We start from the raw sequence: 26,287 nt of genomic DNA, 5'->3' as shown, positions 1-26,287 counted from the left end.
CCAGTGGCGGTCCGCGACGTCACGGTCGTCCGGCTGGTGGGCGGGCTGGACCGCCGCCACGACGCCGAGGGCGGCGAACCGCTCGACGTCCGCGGGCGAGAGCAGCTGGGCGTGCTCGATGCGGCCCGCGCAGCCGGCCTCCTCGAACGCGTCCAGGGCGATCGTGTTGGCCTGGTCGCCGATCGCGTGGACGGCCGGGACCAGGCCCTGCGACGACGCCCGGCGCAGCAACGGCACCAGCTCGCCCGGCGGGAGTTCCAGCAGCCCCAGCGAATCCCCGCCCGGGTACGGGTCGTGGCAGTACGCCGTGCGCGTGTTCAGGGAGCCGTCGACGAACAGCTTGAACGGGCCGACCGTCAGCAGCCCGCCCGAATCCGGGAGGACGTCGCCGGTGCGGTGGCCGCGTTCGACGGCCTGCTCCAGCAGGTACCGCGCGATGACGCAGGAGATCCGGGCCGACGGCGGGCCGAGCGAAAGCCGTCGCGTCCAATCCGTGACGGTGTCGGCGTACTCGTAGTCCACGAGCCGGGTCACCCCGCGCGCGGCCGCCGCGCGCACGGCTTCGGCGACCCACTGGTCCTGGACGTCGACGGCGGCGCTCGGCAGCTGGGCCGTCGCGCTCATGCAGTCGTTCTCCAGCAGCACCCCCGTCGGGTGCTCCCGCCCGATCAGCTTCAGCACCGCCGGGCTGAGCCACAGCGTGTGCAGGTCCGCGCTGAACAACGCCACCGCGCGCCCGGGCAGCGCGCGCTGCAGCAGGTCCTTGTGCGGCTCGTCCGGCCAGAGCGCGTCGCGGAAACCCGCGCCCACGACCAGTTCCGACGGCTGGGACGGCGTCGCCAGCAGGTGCGCCAGCAGCAGCTCGACCGCCTCCCCCGCCGACCGCGCGGCTTCCAGCGGGATCCGGCGCCGGAACGTCGCCCACTGCACGAGGTGGACGTGCGCGTCGACCAGGCCGGGCAGCAGCGTGCCGCCGTGGCCGTCGACGATCCGCGCCGCGAAGCCGTCCGACCCGGGTGCCGTGATCGAGGTGACACGGCCGTCGGTCACGCGCACGTCCGCGAGCTCGCCGCCGAGTCCCGGGCGCACGCGGCGCAGCAGAAGATCGTCCATGGCCCTACCTTGCCAGGCGGGTCACGGTCGGGTGAAGCACAGCGTGAGATGGGAAATACCTGGGTACCAACTACCGTTGTAAGAGATGGCAGCCGTCGCCCGCCGAAGGGTCAGGGCCGGTCCATGGGCGCCGCCTTCACAAGCCGCGCAGGGTTCGACTCCCTCGGTTGCCGCCGAAGTCCGTGAAGGCCACATCGAGGGACTCTGAGTCCCTCGATGTGGCCTTCACGGCTTTAGCCCACGGGCATGTCGCGGCAGCGCAGGGCGGCCAGGCCGCCGGCGCCGGTGGCCGCGGCGATCAGGACCAGCCAGAGCAGCGGGGTCGTCGAGAACGTGCCGCCGGGCAGGCGTGGCAGGTGCGCGAACGGCGAGATTCCCAGCACCACGTCGTTCCACCGCAAAGCGGTGCCGACCAGGGACAGCAGCAGGAACGCGCCCAGCAGGCCCCAGGCCGCCGCCGCGAAGCGGGGCAGGAAGCCGATCAACGCCGCCGCCAGGCCCGCCAGGACCCAGACCGCGGGCAGCTGGGCCAGCGCCGCGGGGACCAAGCGCGCGCCGTCGCCGTACGCCACGCCGGTCGCCAGTCCCGTCACCGCCAGCACGAACGCCGAGCCCAGCAGCGCGAACACCAGGTGCGCCGCCGCCCAGCCGAGCCGGCCGACCGCCGTGGCCAGCACCGGTTCCGCCCGGCCCGCCGCCTCTTCAGCACGCAGTTTCAGCGTCGCCTGCACCGCGTAACCCGCCGCCGCGAGGCCGAACAACGTCATCGTCCCGGCCAGGTACGCGTCCATCACCGCGCCACCGCCGCCGAGCCGGGCGAAGACGTCGGCGACGGCCTTGTTGTCCCGCACCAGGTCCGCGACGTTCTGCGCGACCCCGCCCATCAGCAGCCCGACCAGCGCCAGGCAGACGATCCAGACCAGCAGCGTCCCCCGCTGCAGCCGCCAGGCCAGCGCCAGCGGCGAGCGCAGCGACGCCTTGGCCGCCGGACGCCCGAGCCGCGCGGGCAGCAGCGCCGCGCCGAGGTCACGCCGGGCCGAGAGCCCGACCGCAGCGGCCAAGAGAAGCCCAGTCGAAACGACCCCCAGGAGCAGCACCCACCACCGCTCCCCCGCGAGCGGCCGCAGCCGGTGCGCCCAGCCGATCGGCGACAGCCACGCGAGCCAGCCCGCCGATCCACCGGTCGTCGCGCTGCTGTCCCCGGCCGCGCGCAGCAGGAACGCCAGCACCAGCCCGCCGATCCCGATGCCCCGCGCGCCGCGCGCGCCCCAGGTGAGCTGCGCGGCAACCGCGCCGACCCCGGCGAAGACCCAGCCCGTCAGGGTGAACCCGAGACCCAGCGCCAGCGCCCCGGCCACCGGAACCCCCTGCGCCGCCACGCCGAGGGCGACCAGCAGGCCGTGGACCAGGCACGCGCCGTACGCGGCGAGCACCGCGGCGACGAGCCCGGCGTGCCGTCCGACGGCGGTCGCCCCGGTCAGCTCCCGGCGGCCCGCCTCCTCCTCGGTCCGGGTGTGCCGGACGACGGTGAGCAGCGCGATCAGCCCGACGACGACCGGGACGAACCCGCACTGCCAGGTCAGCAGCTCGCCGACGGAGGAGCCGTACAGCGGGCCGTTGCGGACCACGAACGTCGCGCTGGTGGCGTTGAGGTCGTAGAAGTGCTGCCGCGCGGCGGCGTCCGGGTAAGCCGCCTTGATCGACGACAGGTAGCCCATCGGCGCGAGCGCCAGAAAGACGATCCACAGCGGCATGAGCAGCCGGTCGCGGCGCAGCACCAGCCGCAGCAGCGACCAGGTGCCGGTCATCGCGGCGCTCCGACGGGCTCGTCGTGCTGGTAGTGACGCAGGAACAGCTCCTCGAGCGTCGGCGGCCGGCTCACCAGGTTCCGCAGCCCGGCGTCGGCCAGGTGCCGCATCACACCGTCCAAAGCGGACTGGTCGACCGAGAGGTGGACGTGCGAGCCGTACGTGCTCAGGTCGTGGATCCCGGGCAGGGACGCCAGATCCGCCGGGACCCGCTCGAGCGAGGCGTCGATGGTGACGCGGCCCAGGTGCCGCAGCTCGTCGAGCGTGCCGGACTCGACGGTCCGGCCGGCGCGGATGATCGTGACGCGGTCGCACAGTGCCTCGACCTCCGAGAGGATGTGCGACGACAGCAGCACGGTCCGGCCGCCGCGTTCGCGCTCCTCCTCGATCACCTGGCGGAAGACCTCCTCTATCAGCGGGTCCAGCCCGGACGTCGGCTCGTCGAGCACCAGCAGCTCCACATCGGACGCCAGCGCGGCGACCAGCGCGACCTTCTGCCGGTTGCCCTTGGAGTACGTCCGCCCCTTCTTGCGCGGGTCGAGGTCGAACCGCTCGACCAGCGCGTCCCGGCGCCCGGCGTCGAGCCCGCCGCGCAGCCGGCCGAGCAGGTCGATCACCTCGCCGCCGGTGAGGTTGGGCCAGAGGGTGACGTCACCGGGCACGTACGCGAGGCGCTTGTGCAGCTCGGTCGCGTCGGTCCAGGGGTTCCCGTCGAGCAGGGTGGCGCGGCCGCCGTCGGCCCGCATCAGCCCCAGCAGGACGCGGATCGTGGTGGTCTTGCCGGCGCCGTTGGGTCCGAGGAACCCGTGCACCTCGCCGGTGTGGACGGTCAGGTCGAGCCCGTCGAGGGCTTTCGTCCGGCCGAACGCCTTGGTGAGGCCGTCGGCGGTGATCGCTTCGGCCATCGTCATTCCTTTCGGGGGTACTTGGCCAGCGCGGCGCGGGCCTTTTCGAGCACTTCGGGGGTGGCGAGCGGGCTGGTGAAGAGGTGCCCGGCGGCGGCCATCATGCGGAGCATCGCCTCGTGGGTGCCCGGCTCCTCGCCGAGCGCCCGCGCGATGTGGTCCTGCAGGATCATCAGCCCGCCGGTCATGCCGGCGAGCGCGGCGGCGGCGGCCCGCGGGTCGGGCACGTCGAGCCCGGTCTCGCGGAAGTACTGCTCGGTGCCGTCGACGATCTCGCGGAACTGCTCGGCGGCGGCGTCGGAGCCGTCGATCATGCCGCGGCCCATGTAACGCCGGAACAGCAGCTGGCGGGCGTCGAAGGTCGGGATGAAGCCGGGGTTCGCGTGCCCCTTCTCCAGCATCTCCTCCTTGAAGCGCACCAGCTCGTCGAAGACGTGGGCGTCGCACGCCTTGCGCAGGCCGTCCTTGGAGCCGAAGTGGTGCCGGATCAGGCCGCCGGAGACCCCGGCGGCCTGCGCGATGTCCAGGATCGACGTCTTCTCCATGCCGCGTTCGGTGAACAGGCGGATGGCGGCGTCGCGGATCCGGGCCCGCGCGGTGAGGTCTTCGGGCGGCGGACGGTCGGTCATGGAGCAACTCCCGGATGCGCAGGGTCGAGCAGGCAGATCGTTATGTACGCACGCGGCTCGCCGTCCGGCCGTCGTGTGCCCCGTCCACGGCGTGGCGCGGCCGGGGCCGGACGCCGCCGGCGCCGTCTTCGACGCCGGGCCGTTCCGTCAGCCGGACGAGATCCCCCTGCTCAACGGCTTCCCCTCCTCCAAACTCCTATACGTGAATGTAGCGCGCTATACGCGCATATAGCAAGGTGGGCGAATGACCTCTGAGCGGAACATCCCGTTGCCGCCCAACCGGTGATCACGTTAGGCCATTCGGCCCGCAACCAATTGCGGGTGATGGGCTAACTGTCTTATTGCTGCGGATCATCCCGCGATGTGTACTGCTGGCACGCATCACTTCACGAAGGGCTCACGTAGTGACACAGCTCAGATCCAGCTGGAGGCGGCGGGCCGGGATCACCGTCCTCGCCACCGCTCTCGGCGCCTCCGTCCTCGGCATCGCCGTTCCGGTGGCGTCCGCCCAGCAGGCCCCGCTCACCGCCGGGACCGCCGACGACAGCAAGGCCCTCGACGCGCACGACCGCACGCTCGTCGCCGAGGCCGAGAAGGCCGGCAAACCCGACGTGACCCTGCTGGTCGCGGCCGAGAAGGGCCAGACCGGCGCCGCCGTGAACGAGCTCAAGGCGCTCGGCGGGGTCGTCCAGTCCACCGACACGAAGCTCGACTACGTCAAGGTGAGCATCCCGACCGGCAACGCCGGCAAGGCCGCCAAGCTCAAGTCGGTGAACGCCGTCGACGTCGACGGCCTCATCGTGCGCGACGACCCGAAGCCCGAGGGCGCGGCCGATCCGGCTCCGCAGCCCGCGCCGGGGAAGAACACGCCGCGCGTGAACCCCTACCTCCCGACCGGTGACACCTACGCCGCGCAGTTCGGCCAGGTCCTGCCCAACTGGGACGGCAAGGACACCACGGTCGCGGTGCTGGACTCCGGCGTCGACCTCGACACCCCCGCCCTGGCGAAGACCAGCCACGGCGAGCGCAAGATCGTCGACTGGTACAACGCCAACGCCACCAACTCCGGTGACGGCACCTGGGTCGCGCAGTCGGCGCAGACCTACACCGGCACCTTCACCGCGAACGGCAAGACCTGGACGGCGCCAGCCACCGGCGGCCCGTACACGTTCGGCACGTTCAGCGAGACCGCGGGCGACCTCGGTGCCGCCGACAGCGAGACCGGCGGTGACATCAACCGCGACGGCGACCGCGCCGACTCCTGGGGCGTGCTGCTCGACCCGGCGACCAAGCAGGTCCGCGTCGACCTCAACGGCAACGGTGACTTCACCGACGAGAAGCCGATGACCGACTACAAGACCAACTACGACGTCGGCTACTTCGGCACGGACAACCCGGCGACCGACATCGCCGAGCGGATGGCCTTCGTCGTCCAGACCGACAAGCCGGGCTTCGTCGGCATCGGCATCGCCGGCGCCGAGCACGGCTCGCACGTCGCGGGCATCGCCACCGGCAACGACCTGTTCGGCGGCAAGATGGACGGCGCGGCCCCGGGCGCGAAGGTCCTGGCCGTCAAGGTCTGCCTCACCGGCGCGGCCTGCACCTCGAGCGGCCTGCTCGACGGCGTCGTCTACGCGGCCAGCCACGGCGCGGACGTCATCAACATCTCGATCGGCGGCCTGCCGTCGCTCAACGACGGCAACAACGCCCGCGCGGAGCTCTACAACCGCACGATCGCCGAGTACAACGTCCAGATCTTCATCTCGGCCGGCAACAGCGGCGCCGGGGCGAACACCGTCGGCGACCCGTCGGTGGCCACGGACGCGATCTCGGTCGGTTCGTACATCACCAAGGAGACCTGGCTCGCGGACTACGGTTCGAAGACCCAGGCGCCCGAGTCGATGCACCCGTTCTCCTCGCGCGGCCCGCGTGAAGACGGTGGCTTCAAGCCGGACATCGTCGCGCCCGGCGCGGCGATCTCGACCACCCCGCGCTGGGAGGCGCCGGGCCCGGTCGCCGGCACGTACAGCCTGCCGGCCGGTTACGCGATGCTGCAGGGCACGTCGATGGCGTCGCCCCAGGCGACCGGTGCGGCCGCCCTGCTGGTGAGCGCGTACAAGGCGACGCACAACGGCCAGCGGCCGCCGGTCGCGCAGCTGCGCTCGGCGATCAAGTCGACCGCGCGGTTCGTGCCGGGCATCGGCGCCTACGCCCAGGGCGCGGGCCTGTTCAACGTCCCGGCCGCGTTCGTCGCACTGTCGCTCAACCCGAAGCCGGACGCCGTCTCGACGTCGGTCGAGGTCCACACGGTGCAGTCGAACCTGCTGGCCACGCCGAACACCGGCGTCGGCATCCACGACCGCGAGGGCGTGACCACGGGCAAGGCCTACACCCGCACGTACACGATCACGCGGACGTCGGGCTCGGCCGGCCCGGTGCTCTACTTCGCGCGGTGGGTCGGCGACGACGGCACGTTCTCCTCGGCCGGCACCGTCGTGGTGCCGCTGAACAAGCCGGTGACCTTCCAGGTCAAGGTGAACCCGAAGAACGCCGGCGTGCACTCGGCGCTGCTGTACCTGGACAACCCGCTGACCGTCGGCATCGACGTGCAGACCCTCAACACGGTCTTCGCACCGCAGGAGTTCACCGCCGCCAAGGGTTACCAGGTCGACGTGTCCGGCAAGATCGCCCGCAACCAGGCGACCAGCTACTTCGTGAAGGTGCCGCAGGGCGCCAGCGCGCTGAAGGTGGACCTGGACGCCGGCGGCGGCGCCAAGGGCAAGGGCCAGGTGCGGTTCCTGCGCTACGACCCGACCGGTGTCCCGGCCGAGGCGAGCACGTCCACGACGTACTGCTACCTGCCGGACGCGGGTGCGGGCTGCCCCGGCGGCACGCCGACCAGCCGGACGTTCGCCAACCCGCAGCCGGGGGTCTGGGAGATCGTCGTCGAGGCGCGCCGGACGTCCGATGTGGACAGTGCGGCGTACAAGCTGAGCGCTTCGGTGCTGGGCACGACGGTTTCGCCGAACCCGGACACGATCGCGTCCGCCACGTTGAACACGCCGATCGCGCGGTCCTACACCGTGACGAACACGCTCGGCGCGTTCACCGGCCAGCTGACCGGCGGCACGCTGGGCAGCGCGAAAACGTCGCGGCCGAGCATCGCCGAAGGCGCGCAGCAGCAGTACCAGATCCCGGTGACGGCGGGCTCGACCTCGCTGACCGCCACCATCGGCCGGACGTCCGACGTCGGCGCCGACCTGGACCTGGTGCTCTACAACTGCACCACCGGCTCCTGCGTGCAGGCGGCGGTGAGCGCGGACGGTGACTCCGAAGAGTCGGTGACCGTGGCCAACCCCGCGGCCGGCATCTGGGTCGCCCTGGTCGACGGGTACGCGGTGCCGTCGGGCACCACCGAGTACGACTACCTCGACGTGTTCACCAACCCGGCGTTCGGTTCGGTCGCGGTGACCGACCCGGTCGCGGCGCACGCGTCGGGCAGCTCGTGGACGGTGCCGGGCACGGTGACCGTGACCGCGCCCCCGGCGGCCGGGCGCACCCTGCGCGGCCAGCTGACGGTGAAGACCGACACCGGTGTCACGGTCGGCAGCTCGCTGGTGCTGGTCAACTCGGTGAGCTAGTCCCGCTCAACGGAAACCGCCCCGGGTTCGCCCGGGGCGGTTTTCGCTTTCCCGGTGGGTTTCCTGGTGGGTTTCCGACGCAATTTTGCGTATGTGCGTTGAGGTGTTGCGGGATTTCGCGGGGCGTCCGTATGGTCTGGAACACCCCGAACCTCCCGAGAGGGTCCCCATGCGACGGATTTCGACGTTCTTCGCCGCGCTCCTGCTCCTGGCCGCCACGGTGCCGGGGATCGCGCACGCCGCGGCGCTCTCGACCCGGACCCACCTGTTCTACTACCCCTGGTACGGCAACAGCGGCGGCGCGTACCGCCACTGGGACCAGGGCGGTCACACCCCGCCCGCCGACATCGGCGCGAACTTCTACCCGTCGCTCGGCCCGTACGACTCCGGCGACTTCTCCGGTGCGGTCGAGCAGCACATGCGGTGGATCGAGCAGTCCGGCGCCGGGGTGATCGTCTACAGCTGGTGGGGTCAGGGGTCCTATGAGGACGGTCTGGCCGCCGGCGTGCTCGAAGCCGCGGCCCGGCACGGGATCAAGGTCGCCTGGCACCTGGAGCCGTACAGCGGGCGAACGGCATCGTCCACAGTGGCCGATATCGGGTACCTGACCAGCCGTTACGGTGCGAGCCCCGCGTTCTACCGCGAGGGCGGCCGCGGCGCGTTCTACGTCTTCGAAAGCCTGCGCATCACCGACTGGACGGCACTGGACCAGGTGCGCTCGTCGGCGATCGTGCTGGCCCAGACCACGGACACGAGCAAGGTCGCCCATTTCGGCGGGATGTACACCTACGACGCGATCGCCGGCGCGACGGCCCCGGGCTGGCGCGACGCGAGCGCCTACTGCGACGCGAACGGCCTGGTGTGGGCCCCTTCGGTCGGTCCCGGCTACAACGACGACCGCGCCGTGCCGGGCAACACGACCCCGACCCTGAGCCGCGACAACGGCGCCACCTACGACCGCGAATGGCAGAACGCGCTTTCCTCGAACGCCGACTGGGTTTCGGTGACGTCGTTCAACGAGTGGCACGAGGGCTCGATCATCGAACCGGCCCGCTCGTCCCCGCCGTCGTCGGCCTACGAGACTTTCGCAGGCGCCTACGGGACTTCCGGTGCGGCGTCGGAAACCGCTTACCTGGACCGGACGCGCTACTGGGCCGCACAGCTCGGCGGTCCCCCACCGGCACCGGTCAACCTGGCTTTCGGCAAGACCGTCTCCGCGAGCGGCTCGCAGGGCGGCTTCCCGCCGGGCAACGCGGTGGACGGGAACGCGGGCAGCTACTGGGAAAGCACGAACAACGCGTTCCCGCAGACGCTGACGGTGGACCTCGGCGCGGGCGCCACGGCCGGCCGGCTGGTGCTGAAGCTGCCGCCCGTGTGGGGCCGTCGCACCCAGACGATCGCGGTGAACGGCGGCGCGCCGGCGGGGTACGTGTTCGACCCGGCGACCGGCAACAGTGTGACGCTCACGATCCCGGCGCAACGAACGCTCAAGCTCACCTTCAGCGGGAACACCGGCTGGCCCGCCGGGCAACTGTCCGAAGTGGAGGCCTACGCCTCCTGAGCCCGCACCAGAAACGGCGCCGGATCCGCGAGCACCCGATGCACCACCCGCCCCGCCGCTCCGAGCGTTGCGGCATCACCACCCAGCCGTGACGCCGTGAGCACCGGCGGCGCGGCCCGGAGGCCACCCAGGCGTGCGGCCAGAACTCCGGCCACCGACTCCGCCAGCCACGGGTACAGCGGGGTGAACACGCCGCCGAGCACGATGTGGTCGAGGTCGAGGAGGTTCACCGCCGACGTCAAGGCGACGCCGAGGGCCCGGCCCGCCGCGGCGCAGGCGTCCAGCGCCACCTGGTCGCCGCGGTCGAGGCCGGCCAGCAGGTCGGCCACCGTCGACGTCCTTCCGGCCGCCAGCAACGCTTCCTGGCCGGCGTAGGTCTCCAGGCAGCCGCTCCCGCCGCAGCGGCACGCGGGGCCGTCCGGGGCCACGACGACGTGGCCAAGCTCGCCGGCCAGCCCGCGGGGCCCGGCGAACAGCTCGCCGTTGACGACCAGGCCCGCGCCGATGCCGACTTCGCCGGAGACGTACAGGAAGTCGCGCTCGCCGCCGCCGTACCAGAGCTCGCCGAGCGCGGCGAGGTTCGCTTCGTTGTCCAGCTCGACCGGGACGGGCAGGCGCAGCAGGTCCGCCGCGCGGACGTCCTGCCAGCCGAGGTTGGGGGCGCTGAACAGGACGCCGTCGCCGACCGGGCCGGACACCGCGAGCACCGCGCCCGCGAGGTCGAGCCCGAGCCGGCGTCCTTCGGTGATCGCCTCCTCGGCGAGGGCCTGCAGCTCGGCCAGGACCTTCTTCGGCCGGGAGCCGCGGTTGTCGCGGTCGCGGCGGGCGGCGAAGCGGACGGCGCCGGTGAGATCGAGCACCCGCACGGCGAGGTAGTCGACGTTGATCTCCAGGCCCAGCGACGCGATCCGGGCGCCGCTCAACACGACGTCCACCCCCGGCCGGCCGCGTTCACCCGCGCGGGCGGGCCCGGTTTCGGCCAGCAGCCCGGCGTCGACCAGGTCGCCGACCAGCTTGGACACGGTCGACTTGGTCAATCCGGTCAGCTCGGCCAGTGCGGCCCTGGTCAGCGGGCCGTTGCGGCTGACCTCGCCCAGCACGACCTCGAGGTTGCGGGCCCGCATCGAGTCGTGCCGCACGGCCTGGGTCATCGTGTCCCTCCTGCCGAGCACTCTATCCGGGCTCTTGACGCCCGGGACCCCGCGGCGCACTATTTAGTCTACAACGTGAACTAAATGAAGGGACAGTCATGGACGACTACGCCCCCCAGGCGGCCGACAAGTTCACCTTCGGCCTCTGGACCGTGGGCTGGCCGGCGAACGACCCGTTCGGGGTCGCGACGCGGCCGGCGCTGGACCCGGTGGAGAGCGTGCACCGGCTGGCGGAGCTGGGTGCCTACGGGGTGACGTTCCACGACGACGACCTGCTGGCCACCGAACCCGACCGCGACAAGGCGATCGAGCGGTTCCGCAAGGCGCTCGCCGAGACCGGGCTCAAGGTGCCGATGGCGACGACGAACCTGTTCACCCACCCGGTGTTCAAGGACGGCGGCCTGACCAGCAACGACCGTGACGTCCGCCGGTACGCCCTGCGCAAGGTGCGGCGCAACATCGACCTGGCGGCCGAGCTGGGTGCGGAGACCTACGTCGTCTGGGGCGGCCGCGAGGGCGCCGAGTCCGACGGCGCGAAGGACGTCCGCGCGGCGCTCGACCGGTACAAGGAGGGCCTCGACGCGCTCGCGGAGTACGTCGTCGAGAAGGGCTACCCGCTGCGGTTCGCGCTCGAGCCGAAGCCGAACGAGCCGCGCGGCGACATCCTGCTGCCGACGATCGGGCACGCGCTGGGCTTCATCTCGCAGCTCGCACGGCCGGAGCTGTTCGGGCTCAACCCGGAGGTCGGGCACGAGCAGATGGCCGGGCTGAACTTCGTGCACGGCATCTCGCAGGCGCTGTGGCAGGGCAAGCTGTTCCACATCGACCTCAACGGCCAGCACGGCCCGAAGTTCGACCAGGACCTGATCTTCGGCCACGGCGACGTGAAGAGCGCGTTCTTCCTGGTCGACCTGCTGGAGAACGGCGGCTACGAGGGCCCGCGCCACTTCGACTACAAGCCGCTGCGCACCGAGGACCCCGCGGACGTCTGGGTCTCGGCGGCCGCGAACATGCGGACCTACCTGATCCTGAAGGAGAAGTCCCGCAGGTTCCGCGCCGACCCGGAGGTCGTGGAGGCCCTGGCGGCGTCCCGCGTCCCGGACCTGTCGACGCCGACGCTGGCCCCGGGCGAGTCCCTGGACGACCTGCAGAAGGACGACTTCGACCTGGACACGGCCGCGGCGCGCGGTTACCACTTCACGCACCTCAACCAGCTGGCCCTGGAGCACCTCCTCGGCGTCCGCTGACGCCGAAGGGCCGCCGGACGGGACTCCGTTCGGCGGCCCCGCGCCGCTGTTCCGCTGCTTACGATCACCCGCATGACAGTCGCCTTGGTCACCAACGTGACGCAGTACGCGGGTCCCGCCGGCGCGACGGCGCTCGCCGCCGACGGGTTCCGCGTGGTCTGCCACGACGAGACGTTCACCGACGCCGACGTGCGCGGCAAGTTCGCCGCCGAGAACCCCGGCCTCACGCCGATCGCCGAGCAGGACCCGGCGGCGGTCTTCGCCGCCGCGGGCGAACACGGGAGCGTCGAGGTCGTGGTGAGCAACGACTACGTCCCGCCCGCCGCGGTCCAGAACCCGTTCGAGGGCGCGCCGCTCAGCGACCTCGAGTACCTCATGCGCGAGCTGGTGTACCGGCCGTTCGAGCTGATCCAGGCCGCCACCCCGGCGATGAAGGCGGGCGGGGGCGGCCGGATCATCCTGATGACGTCGGCGGTCGCGGTCCGCCCGCTCGCCACCGCGGTCCTCTACAGCTCGGCCCGCGCCGCGGCCACCACGATGATGACCGCGGCGGCCAAGGCCTTGGGCGAGCACAACATCCAGCTCAACGCGATCGGCCCCAACTGGTTCGAGAACCCGACGTACTTCCCGCCGGGCCTCTGGGAGTCCGACGCCGACCTGCGCGCGACGGTCGCCAAGGAGGTCCCGCTCCAGCGCCTGGGCCAGCAGGACGAGATGGGCGCCCTGATCGCGTTCCTCGCTTCAGGCAAGTCCACCCCGGTGACGGGCCAGTTCTTCGGCTTCACCGGCGGCTGGCTCCCCTGACCCCGACGTGCCGTGAAGGCCACATTGAGGGACTCTGAGTCCCTCAATGTGGCCTTCACGGACTTGCTACGACACCGTCAGGGTGTCGATGTCGAACAGGGAACCTGCGCCGCCCTTGAAGACCAGGAACAGCGGGCCGGTGCCGGACGACACTGTGGTGGAGACGGTCTGGAACGTCTCCCAGCTGCCCGTGTTGGGCACCGTGACCGTGCCCAGCAGGGTGCCGGTCGCCGAGCCCGCGCGGATCTCGATCGTGCCGCCCGCGCCCGCGGACGAGACGACCGCGCTGAACCGCGTGACCCCCGCCGTGCTCACCGAGGCGTACCCGGCCCAGTCGCCGTTCTCGATGTAGCCCAGCGTCTGGCCGCCGCTCGCCGGCGCGTGGGACGCGATCTGCACGCCCGAGCCCGACGTGAACGACTCACCCTCCACCGTGGACCCCGCCGGAGGGGCACCGCAGTTCGCGGCGACGACTCCCGCGGCGTACCGGATCCCGCCGACCAGCTCCGTCCGGAAGGTACTGTCCGAATAGGACTCGATCGTGTGGCCGAGACCGGTGTAGAACGCCCGGCCGCCGCCCTGCGGGTGGCACCACGTGATCGGGTGGTCGGCGCCCATCTCGCCGCCGGTGTAGCTGGACTCGTCCAGCGTCTGCAGGACGTGCACCTGCCCGCGCGGGTTCGTGCGGTAGTTGTACAGCTCGTCCGTGCGGGTCCAGACGGCCGGCAGGTGCGCCGTCGCCGGGTGGGTGCTGTCCTCGGTGACGAACCGGGCCGACTGGATCGCCGGATGGCTCTTGAACCACGCCCCGACGAGCTGCCCGTACCACGGCCAGTCGTACTCGGTGTCGGCCGCGGCGTGGATGCCGAGGTACCCGCCGCCACCGTTCACATAGGACTCGAACGCCGCCTGCTGCGTCGCGTCCAGCACGTCACCGGTGGTCGACAGGAACACGACCGCCTTGTACCCGGCCAGCGAGGAAGCCGTGAACACGGACGCGTCTTCGGTCGCCGTGACGCCGAAGCCGTTGGCCGTGCCCAGTTCCTTGATCGCCTGGATCCCCGCGGGGATCGAGTCGTGCCGGAACCCGGCCGTCTTGGAGAACACCAGCACGTTGTACGCGGGATCCACCTGGGTCGGCATGGTGCCCAGGCTAAACGAATCGACGTCGAACAGGGACCCCGTGCCGCCGCGGAACACCAGGAACAACGGCCCGGAGCCGCCGGTCACCGACGTCGTGACGTTCTGGAAGACCTCCCAGTCGCCCGTCGAAGGCACCGCCACCGAACCCAGCAGGGTCCCGGTCGCCGAGCCGGACCGGATCTCGATCGTGCCGCCCGGACCGGCCGAGGACACCCGCGCGGTGAACGTCCGCGCGCCCGACGTGCTCACCGAGGCGTACCCGGCCCAGTCGCCGTTCTCGATGTAGCCCAGGGTGTTGCCGCCGCTCGCCGCCGCGTGCGGGGCGACCTGGACGCCGGACCCGGACGTGAACGACTCGCCTTCGACCGCTCCCGACTGGGCCGCGGTGGTGAAGTTGAACGAGTCCAGGTCGAACAGGTTGCCCTGCCCGGTGACGCCCTTGAACACCAGGTACAGCGTCGTCGTCCCGGACGGCCGGTTCGTGAGATTGGCCGTCACGCTCTGGAACGTGTCCCAGTCACCGGTGTTGGCGACCGCGGCCGACCCGAGCAGGGTGCCGGTCGGCGAGCCCGCGCGCACCTCCAGCGTGCCACCCGGACCACCCGAGGACACCCGCGCGCTGATCGACGTCGCGTTGCCCAGCGCGTACGGCGCGAACGAGATCCAGTCGCCGTTGTCGGTGTACCCGACCGTGCGGCCGCCCTCGGCCGAACCGTGGTCGGCGAGCTGGATCCCGGACTGCGCCGAGAAGTGCTCACCCTGGCGGTGCCGCGGCTGCAGCTTGCTGACGCTGTGCGAGACCAGGCCGCCGTTGTCGGTGTACTGCGCGTCGAAGACGCCGAAGATGTTCGCCGCGGCGTCGTGCTCACCGTCCACCGGGACGGCGATCGAGCCGCTGCACCCGGTTTGCTGCGTGATCTGGTGCTGGTGGCTGTCGTGGCCCAGGAAGTACGTGACCTTGACCTTCGAGCAGTCCAGCGCCCCGTCCTCCGGGTCGCTGCCGGTCACCTGGAACGGCACGGTGTCGCCGAAGGAGAACAGCTGGCCGTCGGCCGGGGTGGTCAGGTGCACCGTCGGCGCGGTGTTCCCGACCGTGACGACCAGGCTCGCGGTGCCGGTCAGGCCGGCCGGGTCGGTCACCGTGAGACTCGGTGAGTACGTCCCGTTGGTGGTGTAGGTGTGCGCCGGGTTCGCGGCGGTCGACGTCTGGCCGTCGCCAAAGTTCCAGCGGTAGGTCAGGGCGCCGCCTTCGGGATCGCTGCTGCCCGCGGACGAGAAGTTCACGGTCAGCGGGTTCGCCCCGGATGTCTTGTCGGCCGCGGCCTTCGCGACCGGGTTGCGGTTCGTGCCGGCCAGGTACTCGATCCGGTACAGCGCCTGGTTGTCGCTGCCCGTGCCGTAGTCGAGGACGTAGAGCGCGCCGTCCGGGCCGAACGCCATGTCCATGACCTGGGTGCCGGTCCACGGGAAGTTGTCGATCGTGCCGCGGCTGCCGTCGGCGTTGACGGTGACCGCCTTGATCCACTTGCGCCCGTACTCCCCGGCGAAGAACTTGCCGTCGAGCGACTGCGGGAACTTGACCGTGGACGTCGAACTGGCGTCGTAGCGGTAGACCGGCCCGCCCATCGGCGACTCCGAGCCGCTGCCGAACTCCGGCGGCGAGCCCTCGTCCCCGGCGTACTTGATCCACGCCGCCTTCGGCACCGGCAGCTTGGCGAGACCGGTGTTGCGGAACGAGGAGTTGGTCGGCCCGCCCGCGCAGTCGTACTTCGCGCCGGACGGCCCGCTCGGGAACGTGTAGTGGTTGTACGTCTCGGTCGTCGTGTTCGAGCCGGTGCAGTACGGCCAGCCGAAGTTGCCCGGCCCGGTGATCCGGTCGAACTCGACCTGGCCCTGCGGCCCGCGGTTGGCGTCGGTGACCCCGGCGTCCGGGCCGTAGTCACCGAGGTAGACGACGCCGGTCGCCTTGTCGACACTCATCCGGAACGGGTTGCGGAAGCCCATCGCGTAGATCTCCGGGCGGGTGCTCGCGGTGCCCGGCGCGAACAGGTTGCCCGACGGGATCGTGTACGTCCCGTCCGCCTGCGGGTGGATCCGCAGCAGCTTGCCGCGCAGGTCGTTCGTGTTGCCGGACGAGCGCTGCGCGTCGAACTGCGGGTTGCGCGTGGTCCGCTCGTCGATCGGCGAGTAGCTGTCGGAGGAGAACGGGTTCGTGTCGTCGCCGGTGGTCAGGTAGAGGTTGCCGGAGGCGTCGAAATCGATGTCACCCCCGACGTGGCAGCACTGGCCGCGGTCGTTCTGCACGGCCATGACGACCTTTTCGCTGGCCAGGTCGAGGGTGTTGTCCGTCTTGAGGACGAACCTCGACAGGTGCAGCTCGCCCTTGAACGGCGCGAAGTCGGCGGCGGTGCCGTCGGTCGGCGCGTCACCGTCCGGTGTGGACAGTCGTGGCGAGTAGTACAGCCAGATGTAGCGGTTGGAGGCGAAGCCGGGGTCCGCGGCGACACCCTGGAGGCCTTCCTCGTCGTGGGTGTAGACGTTCAGTTTGGCCGCGACGGACGTCGCGCCGGCCGCGGTGGTGACGCGGACGGTGCCGTCGCGGGAGGTGTGCACGACCGAGCGGTCCGGGAGCACGGCGAGCGACATCGCCTCGCCGAGCTCGGCCGCGCCGGTGGCCAGCGCGACCTGCTGGTAGTCGGCCGCGGGGATGTCGGCTCTGGCGGGAGCGTCGATGGTGAGCAGGAGGCCGGCGCCCAGGAGCGCGGTGCCGAACAGCCTGGTCCACTTCGCAGGGGACCTTGGGGAAGGGTGCGTCATGCTGGATCCTTCCTGATTTTGAGCGTGCTTCGCCCCGGGTTGGCGCGAAGCCGCTTTCGATCACCTTCCGACGGGGCTGGCGGTCACCCGTTAACGCAGAAGCTGCGGGGTTACTTCTTCGAGGAGAACGCGGCGTCGAACGCCGCCGTGGGTGGGGTGAAGTTGAGCTTGCGGACGAACTCCAGGGCCTCGGGCGCGCCGGTCAGGCGGTCCATGCCGGCGTCCTCCCACTCGATCGAGATGGGGCCGTCGTAGCCGATGGCGTTGAGCATGCGGAAGACGTCCTCCCACGGGACGTCGCCGTGGCCGGTGGAGACGAAGTCCCAGCCGCGGCGGGGGTCGGCCCACGGGAGGTGGGAGCCGAGCCGGCCGTTGCGGCCGTTGAGCTGCTTGCGGGCCTCCTTGCAGTCGACGTGGTAGATGCGGTCCTTGAAGTCCCAGAGGAACCCGGCCGGGTCGAGGCCCTGCCAGACGAAGTGGGACGGGTCGAAGTTCAGCCCGAACGCCTCGCGGTGGCCGATCGCCTCCAGCGTCCGGACGGTGCTCCAGTAGTCGTAGGCGATCTCGCTCGGGTGCACCTCGTGGGCGAACCGCACGCCGACCTCGTCGAAGACGTCCAGGATCGGGTTCCAGCGATCGGCGAAGTCGGCGTACCCGCGCTCGATCATCGACGGGGGCACCGGCGGGAACATCGCCACCGTGTGCCAGATCGACGAGCCGGTGAAACCGACCACAGTGGACACCCCGAGCTTCGCCGCGGCCCGGGCGGTGGTCTTCATCTCCTCCGCCGCCCGCTGCCGGACGCCCTCGGCCTCGCCGTCACCCCAGATCCGGGCGGGCAGGATGGCCTCGTGCCGCTCGTCGATCGGGTGGTCGCAGACGGCCTGGCCGAGCAGGTGGTTCGAGATCGCCCACACCTTGAGGTCGTACTTGGCCAGTGTGTCCAGTTTGGACTGGACGTAGCCCTCCTCGGCGACGGCCCGGTCCACCTCGAAGTGGTCGCCCCAGCAGGCGATCTCGAGCCCCTCGTAGCCCCAGCCGCTCGCCAGCTCGCACACCTCCTCGAACGGAAGATCGGCCCACTGCCCGGTGAACAGCGTCAACGGTCGTGCCATGTCCTGGCCTCCTGAATTCGGTTATGCGGTACGGACAGCCGCCGCGAGCAGCAGCTCCTTGACTTCGGTGGCGTGGACCTTTTCGCGCGCGAACGCAGGGTCCGAGCAGAGCAGCACCGGTCCGTCTTCGGGTGCGTCGGGCAGCCGGCCGTGGCTGCCCTTCACCGGTGCGGGGTCGAGCGGGACGACCTGCATCGAGTACCGCAGGCCGAGCTTCTTGCGGGCGAGTGCGGACGCCGCCTTCAAACTGACCGCCGGGTCGTGCGGGTCGAAGAACAGCTCGGCCGGGTCGTAACCGGGCTTGCGGTGGATCTCGACGGTCTTCGCGAAGTCCGGCGCGCGGTCGTCGCTCAGCCAGTAGTAGTACGTGAACCAGGCGTCCGGTTCGGCGATCGCGACCAGCTCACCGGCCCGTTCGTGGTCGATCCCGATGCTCGCTTGCTCCGCACGATCGAGCACGACGTCCACACCGGACAGTCCGGCGACGATGGCCCGCACCCGCGGGACGTCCGCCGGGTCGGCGACGTAGACGTGCGCGGCCTGGTGGTCGGCCACCGCGAACGCCCGTGACGTCCACGGGTCGAGGTACTCCATCCCCGCCTGGACGTACACGTTCAGCAGGCCCTCACGGCGCAGCGCCCGGTTGATGTCGACCGGTCGGCTCGCGTTCGTGATGCCGTACTCCGACAGCGCGACCACGGTGTGCCCACCCGCGGCCGCTTGATCGAGCAGCGGTTTCAACGCCGCGTCGATATCCCGGGCGGCGGCTGCGGCCTGCGGCGCGTCCGGGCCGAAGCGCTGGAGGTCGTAGTCCAGGTGCGGGATGTAGACCAGGGTGGTGTCGGGCCGGTCCTCGGCCAGGATCTTCTGAGCCGCGGCGATGATCCACTTCGACGACGTGATCGCCGCGGTCGGGCCCCAGTAGGTGAACAGCGGGAACTCGCCGAGGGCGCCGACCAGCCGGTCGTGCAGCTGCGGCGGGTGGGTGTAGGCGTCCGGGGACTTCTTGCCGTCGGCGTGGTAGATCGGCCGCGGCGTGACCGTGAGGTCGACGTCCATGCCCATCGCGTACCACCAGCAGACGTTCGCCACGCGATGCCCGGCCTGCGCGCGGCGGGCCGCGTCCCAGAACTTGTCGCCCTGGACCAGCTTGTTGTGCTGGCGCCAGAGGAAGATCTCGCCGAGGTCGCGGAAGTACCAGCCGTTGCCGACGATGCCGTGCCCGGCCGGCTGCAGGCCGGTGAGGAACGTGGACTGCACCGAGCAGGTCACCGCCGGGAACACGGTGTCGAGCTGCGCGGTGAAGCCGGGTTCGGCCATCTTGCGCAGGTTCGGCATGTGCGGGAGCAGCCGCGGTGTCAACCCCACGACGTCCAAGACCAGCAAGCTCATCGGGAGACCTCTTCCAAGCCCAGGGTGATCAGTTGTCGCCGGGTCCAGTCCAGTTCGGCGGCGATGCCCGCGACGAGCCCGGCGTCGTCGGCCGGTGCGTCCGGGAGCACCTGCCAGGTGTAGGTCTCGACCTCGACGTGGTCGGTGCGCGCGGCCGCGCCGCCGAACAGCTCGGCCAGGGTCGCCGCCAGCACGGGCCGGGTGGACGTCAGCGGCGGCGCCGGGTCGGCGTGCAGCGGCACGTGGAAGTGCACCCGCCACGGCGCCTCGCCGGGCAGCTCCCCGGCCAGCGCGAGATCGAGGTCGTCGGCCCCCGGTGGCGCTCCTTCGTTGCTCTGGTGCAGGAACCGTGACTCCACAAAGGACTCCAGTGCCTTCCGGGTCGCGGGATCGGCCGGGTTCGGGGCCTCCAGCGCGGCCGACGCCTGGAGCTTGACGACGTCCAGCCCGGCCGCGTCGAGCCGCCCGAGCGCGGCGGCCGGATCCTCGAACCCCACCGCCAGGTGGCACGTGTCGAGGCAGACACCCAGCCAGTCTTTGTCCACTTCGGACAGCAGCGACGCCGCCTGTGCGGTGGTCTCGATGACGCACCCGGGCTCCGGCTCGAACGCCACCCGCACCGGGCGGTCCTGCTTCGCCAGGCCCTTGGCCAGCAGGTCGAGCTGCCCGCCGTCGTCCCGCCATGCGGTGCGCCAGCCGAGCGGCACCGTCGAGACGCTGCCGCGCACGGCGTCCTCCGGGAGCAGCTCGGCCAGCAGCCGGGCCAGGTCGAGCGTGTACCGCGTCCGCTCGGGCGTCGACCAGTCCGGCCGGTAGACCTTGTGCTTGACGACCGGATCGTGGAAACCCTGGTACGGGAACCCGTTGAGCGTCACGACCTCCAGGCCGCGCGCGGCCAGTTCGGCCTTCAAGGAGGACACCGCGGCCGGGTCCGCCACCAGCTCGGAAGCCACCGGCCGGGCCAGCCACAGGCCGAGCCCGAGCCGGTCCACGCCCAGGTGTTCCCGCACCGGCTCGCCGAAGCGGGCCAGCTGGGTGAGCACGCCGCCGAGGTCCTCGGCCTGGTGCACGTTGGTGCAGTAGGCGAGGTGGACGAGCGTGCCGTCGCGATGCCGGAACCTCACTTGCGCGCCCCTCGCAGGATCGAGTTGCCCGCGAACTCGGCGGCCGGCGTCGCGCTTTCCAGGTCGAGCCGCCCGCTCTGGCCGTAGAACTCGACCGGGTTACGCCACAGCACGAGGTCGACGTCGTCTTCGCTGAACCCGGCGGCCAGCATCGCGTCGCCGGTCTTGCGGGTCTTGAGCGGATCGCTCTTGCCCCAGTCGGCCGCGGAGTTCACCAGCACCTTCTCGGTCCCGTACTCGCGCAGGATCGCGACCATCCGCTCTTCGTCCATCTTGGTGTCCGGGTAGATCGAGAACCCCAGCCAGGAGCCGGAGTCCTTGACCATCGCGACGGTCACCTCGTTGAGGTGGTCGAGCACGACCCGCCCTGGTGCGATCCCCGACTCGCGGACGACGGCGATGCTGCGCTCGGTCCCGGCCGCCTTGTCGCGGTGCGGGGTGTGCACGAGCGCGGGCAGGTCGTGGTCGATCGCCAGGGCCAGCTGCGCGGCGAACGCCTTGTCCTCCTCGGCGGTCATCGAGTCGTAGCCGATCTCGCCGACCGCGACCACGCCGTCCTTCTCCAGGTAGCGCGGCAGCAGGTCGAGCACGGGCGCGCAGCGGGGGTCGTTGGCCTCCTTGGGGTTCAGCGCGATCGTGCAGTGGTGGGCGATGCCGTACTGGCTAGCGCGGAACGGCTCCCAGCCGACCAGCGCGTCGAAGTAGTCGGTGAAGCTGCCGACGTTCGTGCGGGGCTGGCCCAGCCAGAACGCCGGCTCGACGAGCGCGCGGACGCCGGCGTCGTGCATCGCCGCGTAGTCGCCGGTGGTCCGGGAGCTCATGTGGATGTGCGGGTCGAAGATGCGCATCAGGCGTCCTGTCCGTTCAGCAGCGGGAGGAGGTCGGCGGGCACGTCGCGGCCCGCGGCGGTGCGCTCGGCGGCGAACGACCGCATCATGCGCAGCAGCTCCTCGTCGGTCCGGCGGTCCAGCCCGGCGATGTCCGCCAGCGGAATCCCCATGAAGACGCACTTGAGCACGCCGTGGCGGTAGGCGGAGTCGTCCAGGTGCGTGGCGCCGTACTCCCCCATCGCGGCCGTGACGAGCCGGGTGTCGTTGGTGCGCAGCGCGTCCGCGACCAGCGCCAGCCCGGCGTCGCCGGTGTCCACTACGGACAGTCCACGGAGGACGGCCCGTTTCTCGGCGGCGTCGCCGTAGCGGTAGAGGTCCGGCATCTCGGTGGCTGCACCGGGCGCGGCTTCGAGCAGCCGGACCCGAGCGACGTCATCGACCGTCCAGCCCGGGACGTCCGACGGGCCCCGGCCGACCCGGCGGCCGACACCGGGGAACAGCGTGCGCAACGCCGACGCGTCGGTGGCGACCTTGCTCAGAGCTTCGTCCAGCCAGGCGTTCACCCCGCCACCGCCTTCCGCAGGAACTCCAGGGACTCGCGGGCGATCCGCGGGGCCGCGTGGCTGTCGCGCGGCAGTTCGACGGCGACCAGCCCGGGATACGGCGACAGCGCTTCCAGCACCGGCGGGAAGTCGATCTCCCCCTGGCCGAACTCCAGGTGCTCGTGCGTGCCCCGGCGCATGTCGTCGATCTGGACGTTCACCAGCCGCGGCAGGGCGCGGCGGACGCAGTCGGGCACGGGCGCCGACTCGTTGCACCGGCAGTGCCCGATGTCCAGCGTCAGCCCGAACCGCTCCGGGTCACCGAGCCGTCGTGCCAGCTCGAAGTAGCCGTCGAGGTCCTCGACGAGCATTCCCGGCTCCGGTTCGAAGCCGAGCTTGACGTCGTGGTCGTCGGCTGCCTTGAGGACGTCCGAGCAGCCCGCGACCAGGAGGTCCCAGGCGTCCTCTGTGGACAGATCGGCGGGCTTGTTCCCGCTCCAGAACGAGACGGCCTCGGCGCCGAGGTCCGCGGCGATCCCGACGGCGCGGGTCAGGAAGTCGATCCGCCCGGCCCGGTCCGGGTCGAGGAACGTCGGCGAGTGCTTGCGCCACGGGTCCAGCAGGAACCGCGCGCCCGTCTCGACGACGACGGCCAGCCCGAGCTGGTCCAGGTCCGCGGAGACATCGCTGACGCGGCGGGCGAGGTCCGGGCCGAACGGGTCGAGGTGCTGGTGGTCGAGCGTCAGCGCGACCCCGTCGTACCCGAGGTCGGCCAGGACGCGCAGCGCGTCGCCGAGGCGGTGGTTGGCGAAGCCGTTGGTGCCGTACCCGAACCTCATGTCGGCGACACCTTCCGGCTCAGCGCCCGCGCGAGCGGGAACGCGGCGGCCACGGCCAGCGCCGAGCGCCACGCGCCGGTCCGCGCGATCAGCCCGGCCTGCAGTGGGATCATCCCGTGGATCCCGGCGCCGACCGCCCGCCGGATCACCGGCGCCTTCGGGTCGCGGACGGCGTCGTACTGCGCCCGCCCGGTCGTCACGGCGTAGGTCCCGAGCAGCGCCGAGGCCAGCGGGCCGACGCGCCCGGCGGCGATGCGCACCCCGGCCGTCGCGGCCAGGGTCGCCGCGGGGAGGGCGGGCTTGGCCCCGGTGACCTCCGATCTTGACAACGTCGTCACGGCGTACGTGTGCGCCCCGACCGTCAGCGCGGCGGGCAGAGCCGCCCGCGCGCCACCCGCCCCGAGCAGGACGTCCAGGGTCCGGGCGGCGGCCATCGCGACCGGCCCGAACACGGTCTCCTTGAGCACGAAGTCGTACGCCCAGACGGTCGCGGCCAGCGGCAACGCCACCCGCAGAGCGCGTTTACCCCCGGCCACCGCGGCGATGCCGAGCCCGCCCGCGGTGAGCCCGGTGGCGACGCCCAGCGCCGTGCCCGGCGAAATCCGGCCGGACGGGATCGGCCGCTCGGGCCGTTCCATGGCGTCGAGGTGGCGGTCGGCGTAGTCGTTGAGCGCCATGCCCGCCCAGTAGAGGCAGACGGACGCGCCGGTCAGCGCCAGGGTCCGGCGGCCGAACGGCCAGCCCGACGCGGCGGCCCCGGCGACGGCGTCCCCGGGCACGGTCAGCGCCGCGGGCGCGCGGACGAGCTCGACCAGCGCCTTCACCGGTGCGCCCACTCGCGCAGGGCCGCGTACTGCGACGCGAGGTCGTGCGGGCCGTCCCCGACGGGATCCTTGAAGAAGAACCCGAACTCGGCCACCGGTCCGGCGACGCCGTCGCGGCAGGCCTTGGCGGTGAGCCGCGCGAGGTCGAGCACCAGCGGCGCGGCGAGCGCGGAGTCGCAGCCCTGCCAGGTGAGCTGCAGCGTCATGCGGGCACCGAGGAACCCTTCGAACAGCACGTGGTCCCAGGCGGTCTTCCAGTCGCCGAGCGCCGGGACGTAGTCGATGTGCACCTCGCCGTCGACGTCGCGGCCGAGGTTCTGCGCGAGCACCTGCTGCTTGGACGCGTTCTTGCTCGACGCCGCGCCCGGGTCGGCGAGCGTGGCGCCGTCCCCGCCGCCGAGCAGGTTGGTGCCCGACCACGACAGCACGTTCAGCGCGCGCTGGGCGAACATCGGCGCGAGCACCGAGCGCAGCAGCGTCTCGCCGGTCTTGCCGTCGCGGCCCGCGTACGGCAGGCCGGCCGTGCGCGCGAGCTCGTCCAGCGCGGGCAGCCGGGCGCCGGTGGACGGCGTGAAGTCGACAAAGCCACAACCCGCGCGGAAGGCGGCGTAGGCGTACAACGCGCTGGGCGGCAGGACGTCCAGGTTCTCTTCCAGCGCGGCCAGGGATTCGTGCGCCGGATGGGGTGTGCACGGCGGTTCGGTCGACGAGACGTTGAGCACGACGACGTGGTCCAGACCCTCCCGGAACTCCGTCAGGTCGGCGACGATCCGATCGGCGGCCTCGCGTCCGCTCCCGGACGGCGCCGGGCGCAGCCGGGCCTCGGCCGCCTCCAGGTCGGCCGCGACCGGGCCGGGCAGCGTCGACGGCAGCACGCCCGCCGCCGCCAGGTGCTCGGCCCGCTTGACCAGCGGCGTGTCGACGACGTCGTGGCCCCCGAAGACCAGGTCACCCAGGCCGGGCAGCTCGGCCCCGGCGAAGTCCGGCAGTTCGGTCACGCACCCCGTGCGCGCGGTCAGCCCCGCGCGCATCGCCGCGGCCCCGGCGACGGCCGTGGTGGCCACCGAGCCGCGGGCCCCGATCAGCCAGACACCGATCTTCCCCATGGTTTTCCCTCCCTGTTGGGTGACACGGGCCGTGCGGTTCCTCTCGGTCTTCTCGGCAGGGTCATCCGCTGTCCCTTTCCGCGCCGGCCGGCACCAGCGCCGGGTCGTCGAACACCGCCTGCAGCGCGACGTGCGCGCCGCCGCGCGAAGCCGCGGAGAAGCCGAGCCAGGACAGCTCGACGCGGCAGCCGCCGATGCGCGGCGCGATCACCCGGGTTTCGAGCTCGCTCATCATCGGGCCCAGCAGGTACGGGCCCAGCTGGGCGAAGTAGCCGCCCAGCAGCACGACCCGCGGGTTGAAGACGTTGATCAGCACGGCCGCGCCGACACCGAGGCCGATGCCGACCTGGGCGAGCGCGTCGAGGGTGCGCTTGTCCTTGAGCTGGGCGCGGCGGCGGATCATGTCGAGGCGCTGCTCGAGGTCGAGGGACGGGTCGTGCACCGGGTCGCTCGGCGACGCGGCGAGCCGCAGCATCCCGGCGAGCCCGACGAGCGTCTCCCAGCAGCCGCGGCGCCCGCAGCCGCAGATCCGGCCGGCCGGGTCGAGCTGGATGTGCCCGATCTCGCCGGAAAACCCTTCGGCGCCACCGAGCAGGCGGCCCCCGGAGATCACGCCGCCGCCGACGCCGATCTCGCCGGTCAGGTAGACGAGGTCCGCGGTCCCGGCGACGCTGCCCATCGCGTATTCGCCGAGCGCGCCGAGGTTCGCGTCGTTGGCCGTGCGGATCGGGAACGCCGGCGGGCCGAGCCGCCGCGTGAGCCGTTCGGTGATGCCGCGGACGACCGGGACGTCGGTCCAGTGCAGGTTCGGCGCGAAGGCGACGGTCCCGCTCGTGACGTCGACGAGGGCCGGGATCCCCACCGTGACCCCGGCCGGCACGACCCCGAGGCGGCGGCACTCCCGCAGCGCCCGCGCGGTCAGCTCGGCCCCGGCGTCCAGCACCTTCGCGACGGGAAGGGCCTGCACGTCGAGCGCGACGCGCTGCTCGAACAGCACGGTGCCGGTGAGGTCGAGCGCGAGGGCGGTGAGGTAGTCGACGTTGATCTCGACGCCGATCCCGCCGACCCCGCGGCCGTCGAGCTCGACGATCGTGCCGGGACGGCCGACCGAACCGGCCCGCTCGCGCTCGCCTTCGCGGGCCAGCCCGCGGTCGACCAGTTCGGAGATCAGGCTCGACACGGTCGCCTTGTTCAGGCCGGTGTCGGCGGCGATGCCCGCCCGCGACCGGGGTCCCCCGTCACGCAGGTGCCGCAGCACCAACGCGAGGTTCGTCCGGCGGACCGCGGCCTGGTCGGCCGGGCGCACCGGTTTGAGGGAGAAGGAGGAGTCCACGCCGACACCGCCCAGTTCGTCTGGTGGGACAACAAATTAGGTCCGACGGAACGAACTGGTCAACGAGGTAACCAACCGCCGCGGCGGGACGAAACCGGCAAACACCGAGCTGACCAGCGAAACTATCGGACTTGGGCAGCAAAAGGGTCCCACGGATGGAGCAGGGGTTAAGGTGCGCGGCCGCCGTAATCCCCCCGCCGAACGAGAGCCTCCGCCGTGCCCCGCTGAGCGGGACGCCGAAGCCGGATTCCTCGGCCACGCAACCACTTGCGCCCGCACGTCACGCAATTGTCGGGCGGCCCAACGAAACTTTCCGCAAGTCCGTGAAGGCCACCTTGAGGGACTCTGAGTCCCTCAAGGTGG

The 26,287-nt window shown here is 71.7% G+C and carries 19 protein-coding genes; 4 read left to right on the top strand and 15 right to left on the bottom strand.

The window, feature by feature from the left end; genetic code table 11:
- The 4 genes from VA596_RS50390 to VA596_RS50375 form a co-directional block, all read right to left on the bottom strand.
- A partial coding sequence (locus VA596_RS50390; RefSeq protein WP_323337950.1) for an amidohydrolase family protein occupies positions 1 to 1,113 on the bottom strand: 1,113 nt, incomplete at its 3' end.
- A gap of 233 nt (positions 1,114 to 1,346) precedes the next feature.
- Positions 1,347 to 2,921: an ABC transporter permease gene (locus tag VA596_RS50385; RefSeq protein ID WP_323337949.1), complete on the bottom strand. Its 1,575-nt coding sequence runs from the start codon at positions 2,919 to 2,921 to the stop codon at positions 1,347 to 1,349.
- Entirely contained in the window at positions 2,918 to 3,832 is a 915-nt protein-coding gene (locus VA596_RS50380) for an ABC transporter ATP-binding protein (protein ID WP_410172005.1), read from the bottom strand. Before VA596_RS50380 ends, VA596_RS50385 begins: the two co-directional genes overlap by 4 nt.
- Entirely contained in the window at positions 3,829 to 4,455 is a 627-nt protein-coding gene (locus VA596_RS50375; RefSeq protein WP_323337947.1) for a TetR/AcrR family transcriptional regulator, read from the bottom strand. Before VA596_RS50375 ends, VA596_RS50380 begins: the two co-directional genes overlap by 4 nt.
- Positions 4,456 to 4,859: 404 nt before the next feature.
- Here VA596_RS50375 and VA596_RS50370 point away from each other — a divergent pair, with 404 nt between their 5' ends.
- Both VA596_RS50370 and VA596_RS50365 read left to right on the top strand, forming a co-directional pair.
- A complete protein-coding gene (locus VA596_RS50370) occupies positions 4,860 to 8,096 on the top strand; it encodes a S8 family serine peptidase (protein WP_323337946.1) in 3,237 nt (1,078 codons plus the stop codon).
- A 169-nt stretch (positions 8,097 to 8,265) separates the two neighbouring features.
- Entirely contained in the window at positions 8,266 to 9,657 is a 1,392-nt protein-coding gene (locus tag VA596_RS50365; protein WP_323337945.1) for a galactose-binding domain-containing protein, read from the top strand.
- Here VA596_RS50365 and VA596_RS50360 read toward each other — a convergent pair.
- A complete protein-coding gene (locus tag VA596_RS50360) occupies positions 9,645 to 10,808 on the bottom strand; it encodes an ROK family transcriptional regulator (protein ID WP_323337944.1) in 1,164 nt (387 codons plus the stop codon). The genes VA596_RS50365 and VA596_RS50360 overlap by 13 nt on opposite strands.
- Positions 10,809 to 10,906: 98 nt before the next feature.
- On the opposite strand from VA596_RS50360, the gene xylA reads away from it, so the two are divergent.
- Positions 10,907 to 12,055, top strand: a complete 1,149-nt coding sequence (gene xylA, locus VA596_RS50355; RefSeq protein WP_323337943.1) for a xylose isomerase — start codon at positions 10,907 to 10,909, stop codon at positions 12,053 to 12,055.
- Positions 12,056 to 12,127: 72 nt separating this feature from the next.
- Positions 12,128 to 12,859: an SDR family oxidoreductase gene (locus tag VA596_RS50350; protein ID WP_323337942.1), complete on the top strand. Its 732-nt coding sequence runs from the start codon at positions 12,128 to 12,130 to the stop codon at positions 12,857 to 12,859.
- Positions 12,860 to 12,925: 66 nt separating this feature from the next.
- Here VA596_RS50350 and VA596_RS50345 read toward each other — a convergent pair whose 3' ends face one another.
- From VA596_RS50345 to VA596_RS50300, 10 genes are all read right to left on the bottom strand, one after another.
- A complete protein-coding gene (locus VA596_RS50345; RefSeq protein ID WP_323337941.1) occupies positions 12,926 to 16,819 on the bottom strand; it encodes a carbohydrate-binding protein in 3,894 nt (1,297 codons plus the stop codon).
- Between the two features lie 110 nt (positions 16,820 to 16,929).
- Positions 16,930 to 17,934 carry a sugar phosphate isomerase/epimerase family protein gene (locus VA596_RS50340; protein WP_323337940.1) on the bottom strand — a complete coding sequence of 335 codons (1,005 nt, stop codon included), beginning with the start codon at positions 17,932 to 17,934 and terminating at the stop codon, positions 16,930 to 16,932.
- A 21-nt stretch (positions 17,935 to 17,955) separates the two neighbouring features.
- Entirely contained in the window at positions 17,956 to 19,326 is a 1,371-nt protein-coding gene (locus VA596_RS50335; RefSeq protein WP_323337939.1) for an alkaline phosphatase family protein, read from the bottom strand.
- Positions 19,323 to 20,450: a metabolite traffic protein EboE gene (gene eboE / locus VA596_RS50330; protein ID WP_323337938.1), complete on the bottom strand. Its 1,128-nt coding sequence runs from the start codon at positions 20,448 to 20,450 to the stop codon at positions 19,323 to 19,325. The genes VA596_RS50335 and eboE overlap by 4 nt, the downstream gene beginning before the upstream one ends.
- Complete coding sequence (locus VA596_RS50325) at positions 20,447 to 21,298, bottom strand: TatD family hydrolase (RefSeq protein ID WP_323337937.1); 852 nt, start codon at positions 21,296 to 21,298, stop codon at positions 20,447 to 20,449. The genes eboE and VA596_RS50325 overlap by 4 nt, the downstream gene beginning before the upstream one ends.
- Entirely contained in the window at positions 21,298 to 21,843 is a 546-nt protein-coding gene (locus VA596_RS50320; protein WP_323337936.1) for an EboA domain-containing protein, read from the bottom strand. Before VA596_RS50320 ends, VA596_RS50325 begins: the two co-directional genes overlap by 1 nt.
- Positions 21,840 to 22,661, bottom strand: a complete 822-nt coding sequence (locus VA596_RS50315) for a sugar phosphate isomerase/epimerase family protein (RefSeq protein WP_323337935.1) — start codon at positions 22,659 to 22,661, stop codon at positions 21,840 to 21,842. The genes VA596_RS50320 and VA596_RS50315 overlap by 4 nt, the downstream gene beginning before the upstream one ends.
- Positions 22,658 to 23,485, bottom strand: coding sequence for an SCO3242 family prenyltransferase (locus VA596_RS50310; RefSeq protein ID WP_323337951.1), 828 nt, complete (start codon positions 23,483 to 23,485; stop codon positions 22,658 to 22,660). The genes VA596_RS50315 and VA596_RS50310 overlap by 4 nt, the downstream gene beginning before the upstream one ends.
- Positions 23,482 to 24,591, bottom strand: coding sequence for an inositol-3-phosphate synthase (locus tag VA596_RS50305; RefSeq protein ID WP_323337934.1), 1,110 nt, complete (start codon positions 24,589 to 24,591; stop codon positions 23,482 to 23,484). The genes VA596_RS50310 and VA596_RS50305 overlap by 4 nt, the downstream gene beginning before the upstream one ends.
- Before the next feature lie 61 nt (positions 24,592 to 24,652).
- Positions 24,653 to 25,924: an ROK family transcriptional regulator gene (locus VA596_RS50300; RefSeq protein ID WP_323337933.1), complete on the bottom strand. Its 1,272-nt coding sequence runs from the start codon at positions 25,922 to 25,924 to the stop codon at positions 24,653 to 24,655.
- Positions 25,925 to 26,287 lie beyond the last annotated feature (363 nt).

The sequence above is a fragment of the Amycolatopsis heterodermiae genome, assembly GCF_034929455.1.
GTDB classification, from domain to species: domain Bacteria; phylum Actinomycetota; class Actinomycetes; order Mycobacteriales; family Pseudonocardiaceae; genus Amycolatopsis; species Amycolatopsis heterodermiae.
Note: the sequence above shows the minus strand (reverse complement) of the source record. Positions and strands in the feature narration are given on the sequence as shown.

Bases quoted from the DNA above. Each gene is read 5' to 3' on its own strand.
- VA596_RS50350 (WP_323337942.1), top strand. From the start codon at position 12,128: ATGACAGTCGCCTTGGTCACCAACGTGACGCAGTACGCGGGTCCCGCC.
- VA596_RS50360 (WP_323337944.1), bottom strand. From the start codon at position 10,808: ATGACCCAGGCCGTGCGGCACGACTCGATGCGGGCCCGCAACCTCGAG.
- VA596_RS50380 (WP_410172005.1), bottom strand. From the start codon at position 3,832: ATGACGATGGCCGAAGCGATCACCGCCGACGGCCTCACCAAGGCGTTC.
- VA596_RS50375 (WP_323337947.1), bottom strand. From the start codon at position 4,455: ATGACCGACCGTCCGCCGCCCGAAGACCTCACCGCGCGGGCCCGGATC.
- VA596_RS50345 (WP_323337941.1), bottom strand. From the start codon at position 16,819: ATGACGCACCCTTCCCCAAGGTCCCCTGCGAAGTGGACCAGGCTGTTC.
- VA596_RS50305 (WP_323337934.1), bottom strand. From the start codon at position 24,591: ATGGGGAAGATCGGTGTCTGGCTGATCGGGGCCCGCGGCTCGGTGGCC.
- xylA (WP_323337943.1), top strand. From the start codon at position 10,907: ATGGACGACTACGCCCCCCAGGCGGCCGACAAGTTCACCTTCGGCCTC.
- VA596_RS50325 (WP_323337937.1), bottom strand. From the start codon at position 21,298: ATGCGCATCTTCGACCCGCACATCCACATGAGCTCCCGGACCACCGGC.
- VA596_RS50365 (WP_323337945.1), top strand. From the start codon at position 8,266: ATGCGACGGATTTCGACGTTCTTCGCCGCGCTCCTGCTCCTGGCCGCC.
- VA596_RS50335 (WP_323337939.1), bottom strand. From the start codon at position 19,326: ATGAGCTTGCTGGTCTTGGACGTCGTGGGGTTGACACCGCGGCTGCTC.
- VA596_RS50385 (WP_323337949.1), bottom strand. From the start codon at position 2,921: ATGACCGGCACCTGGTCGCTGCTGCGGCTGGTGCTGCGCCGCGACCGG.
- VA596_RS50315 (WP_323337935.1), bottom strand. From the start codon at position 22,661: ATGAGGTTCGGGTACGGCACCAACGGCTTCGCCAACCACCGCCTCGGC.
- VA596_RS50340 (WP_323337940.1), bottom strand. From the start codon at position 17,934: ATGGCACGACCGTTGACGCTGTTCACCGGGCAGTGGGCCGATCTTCCG.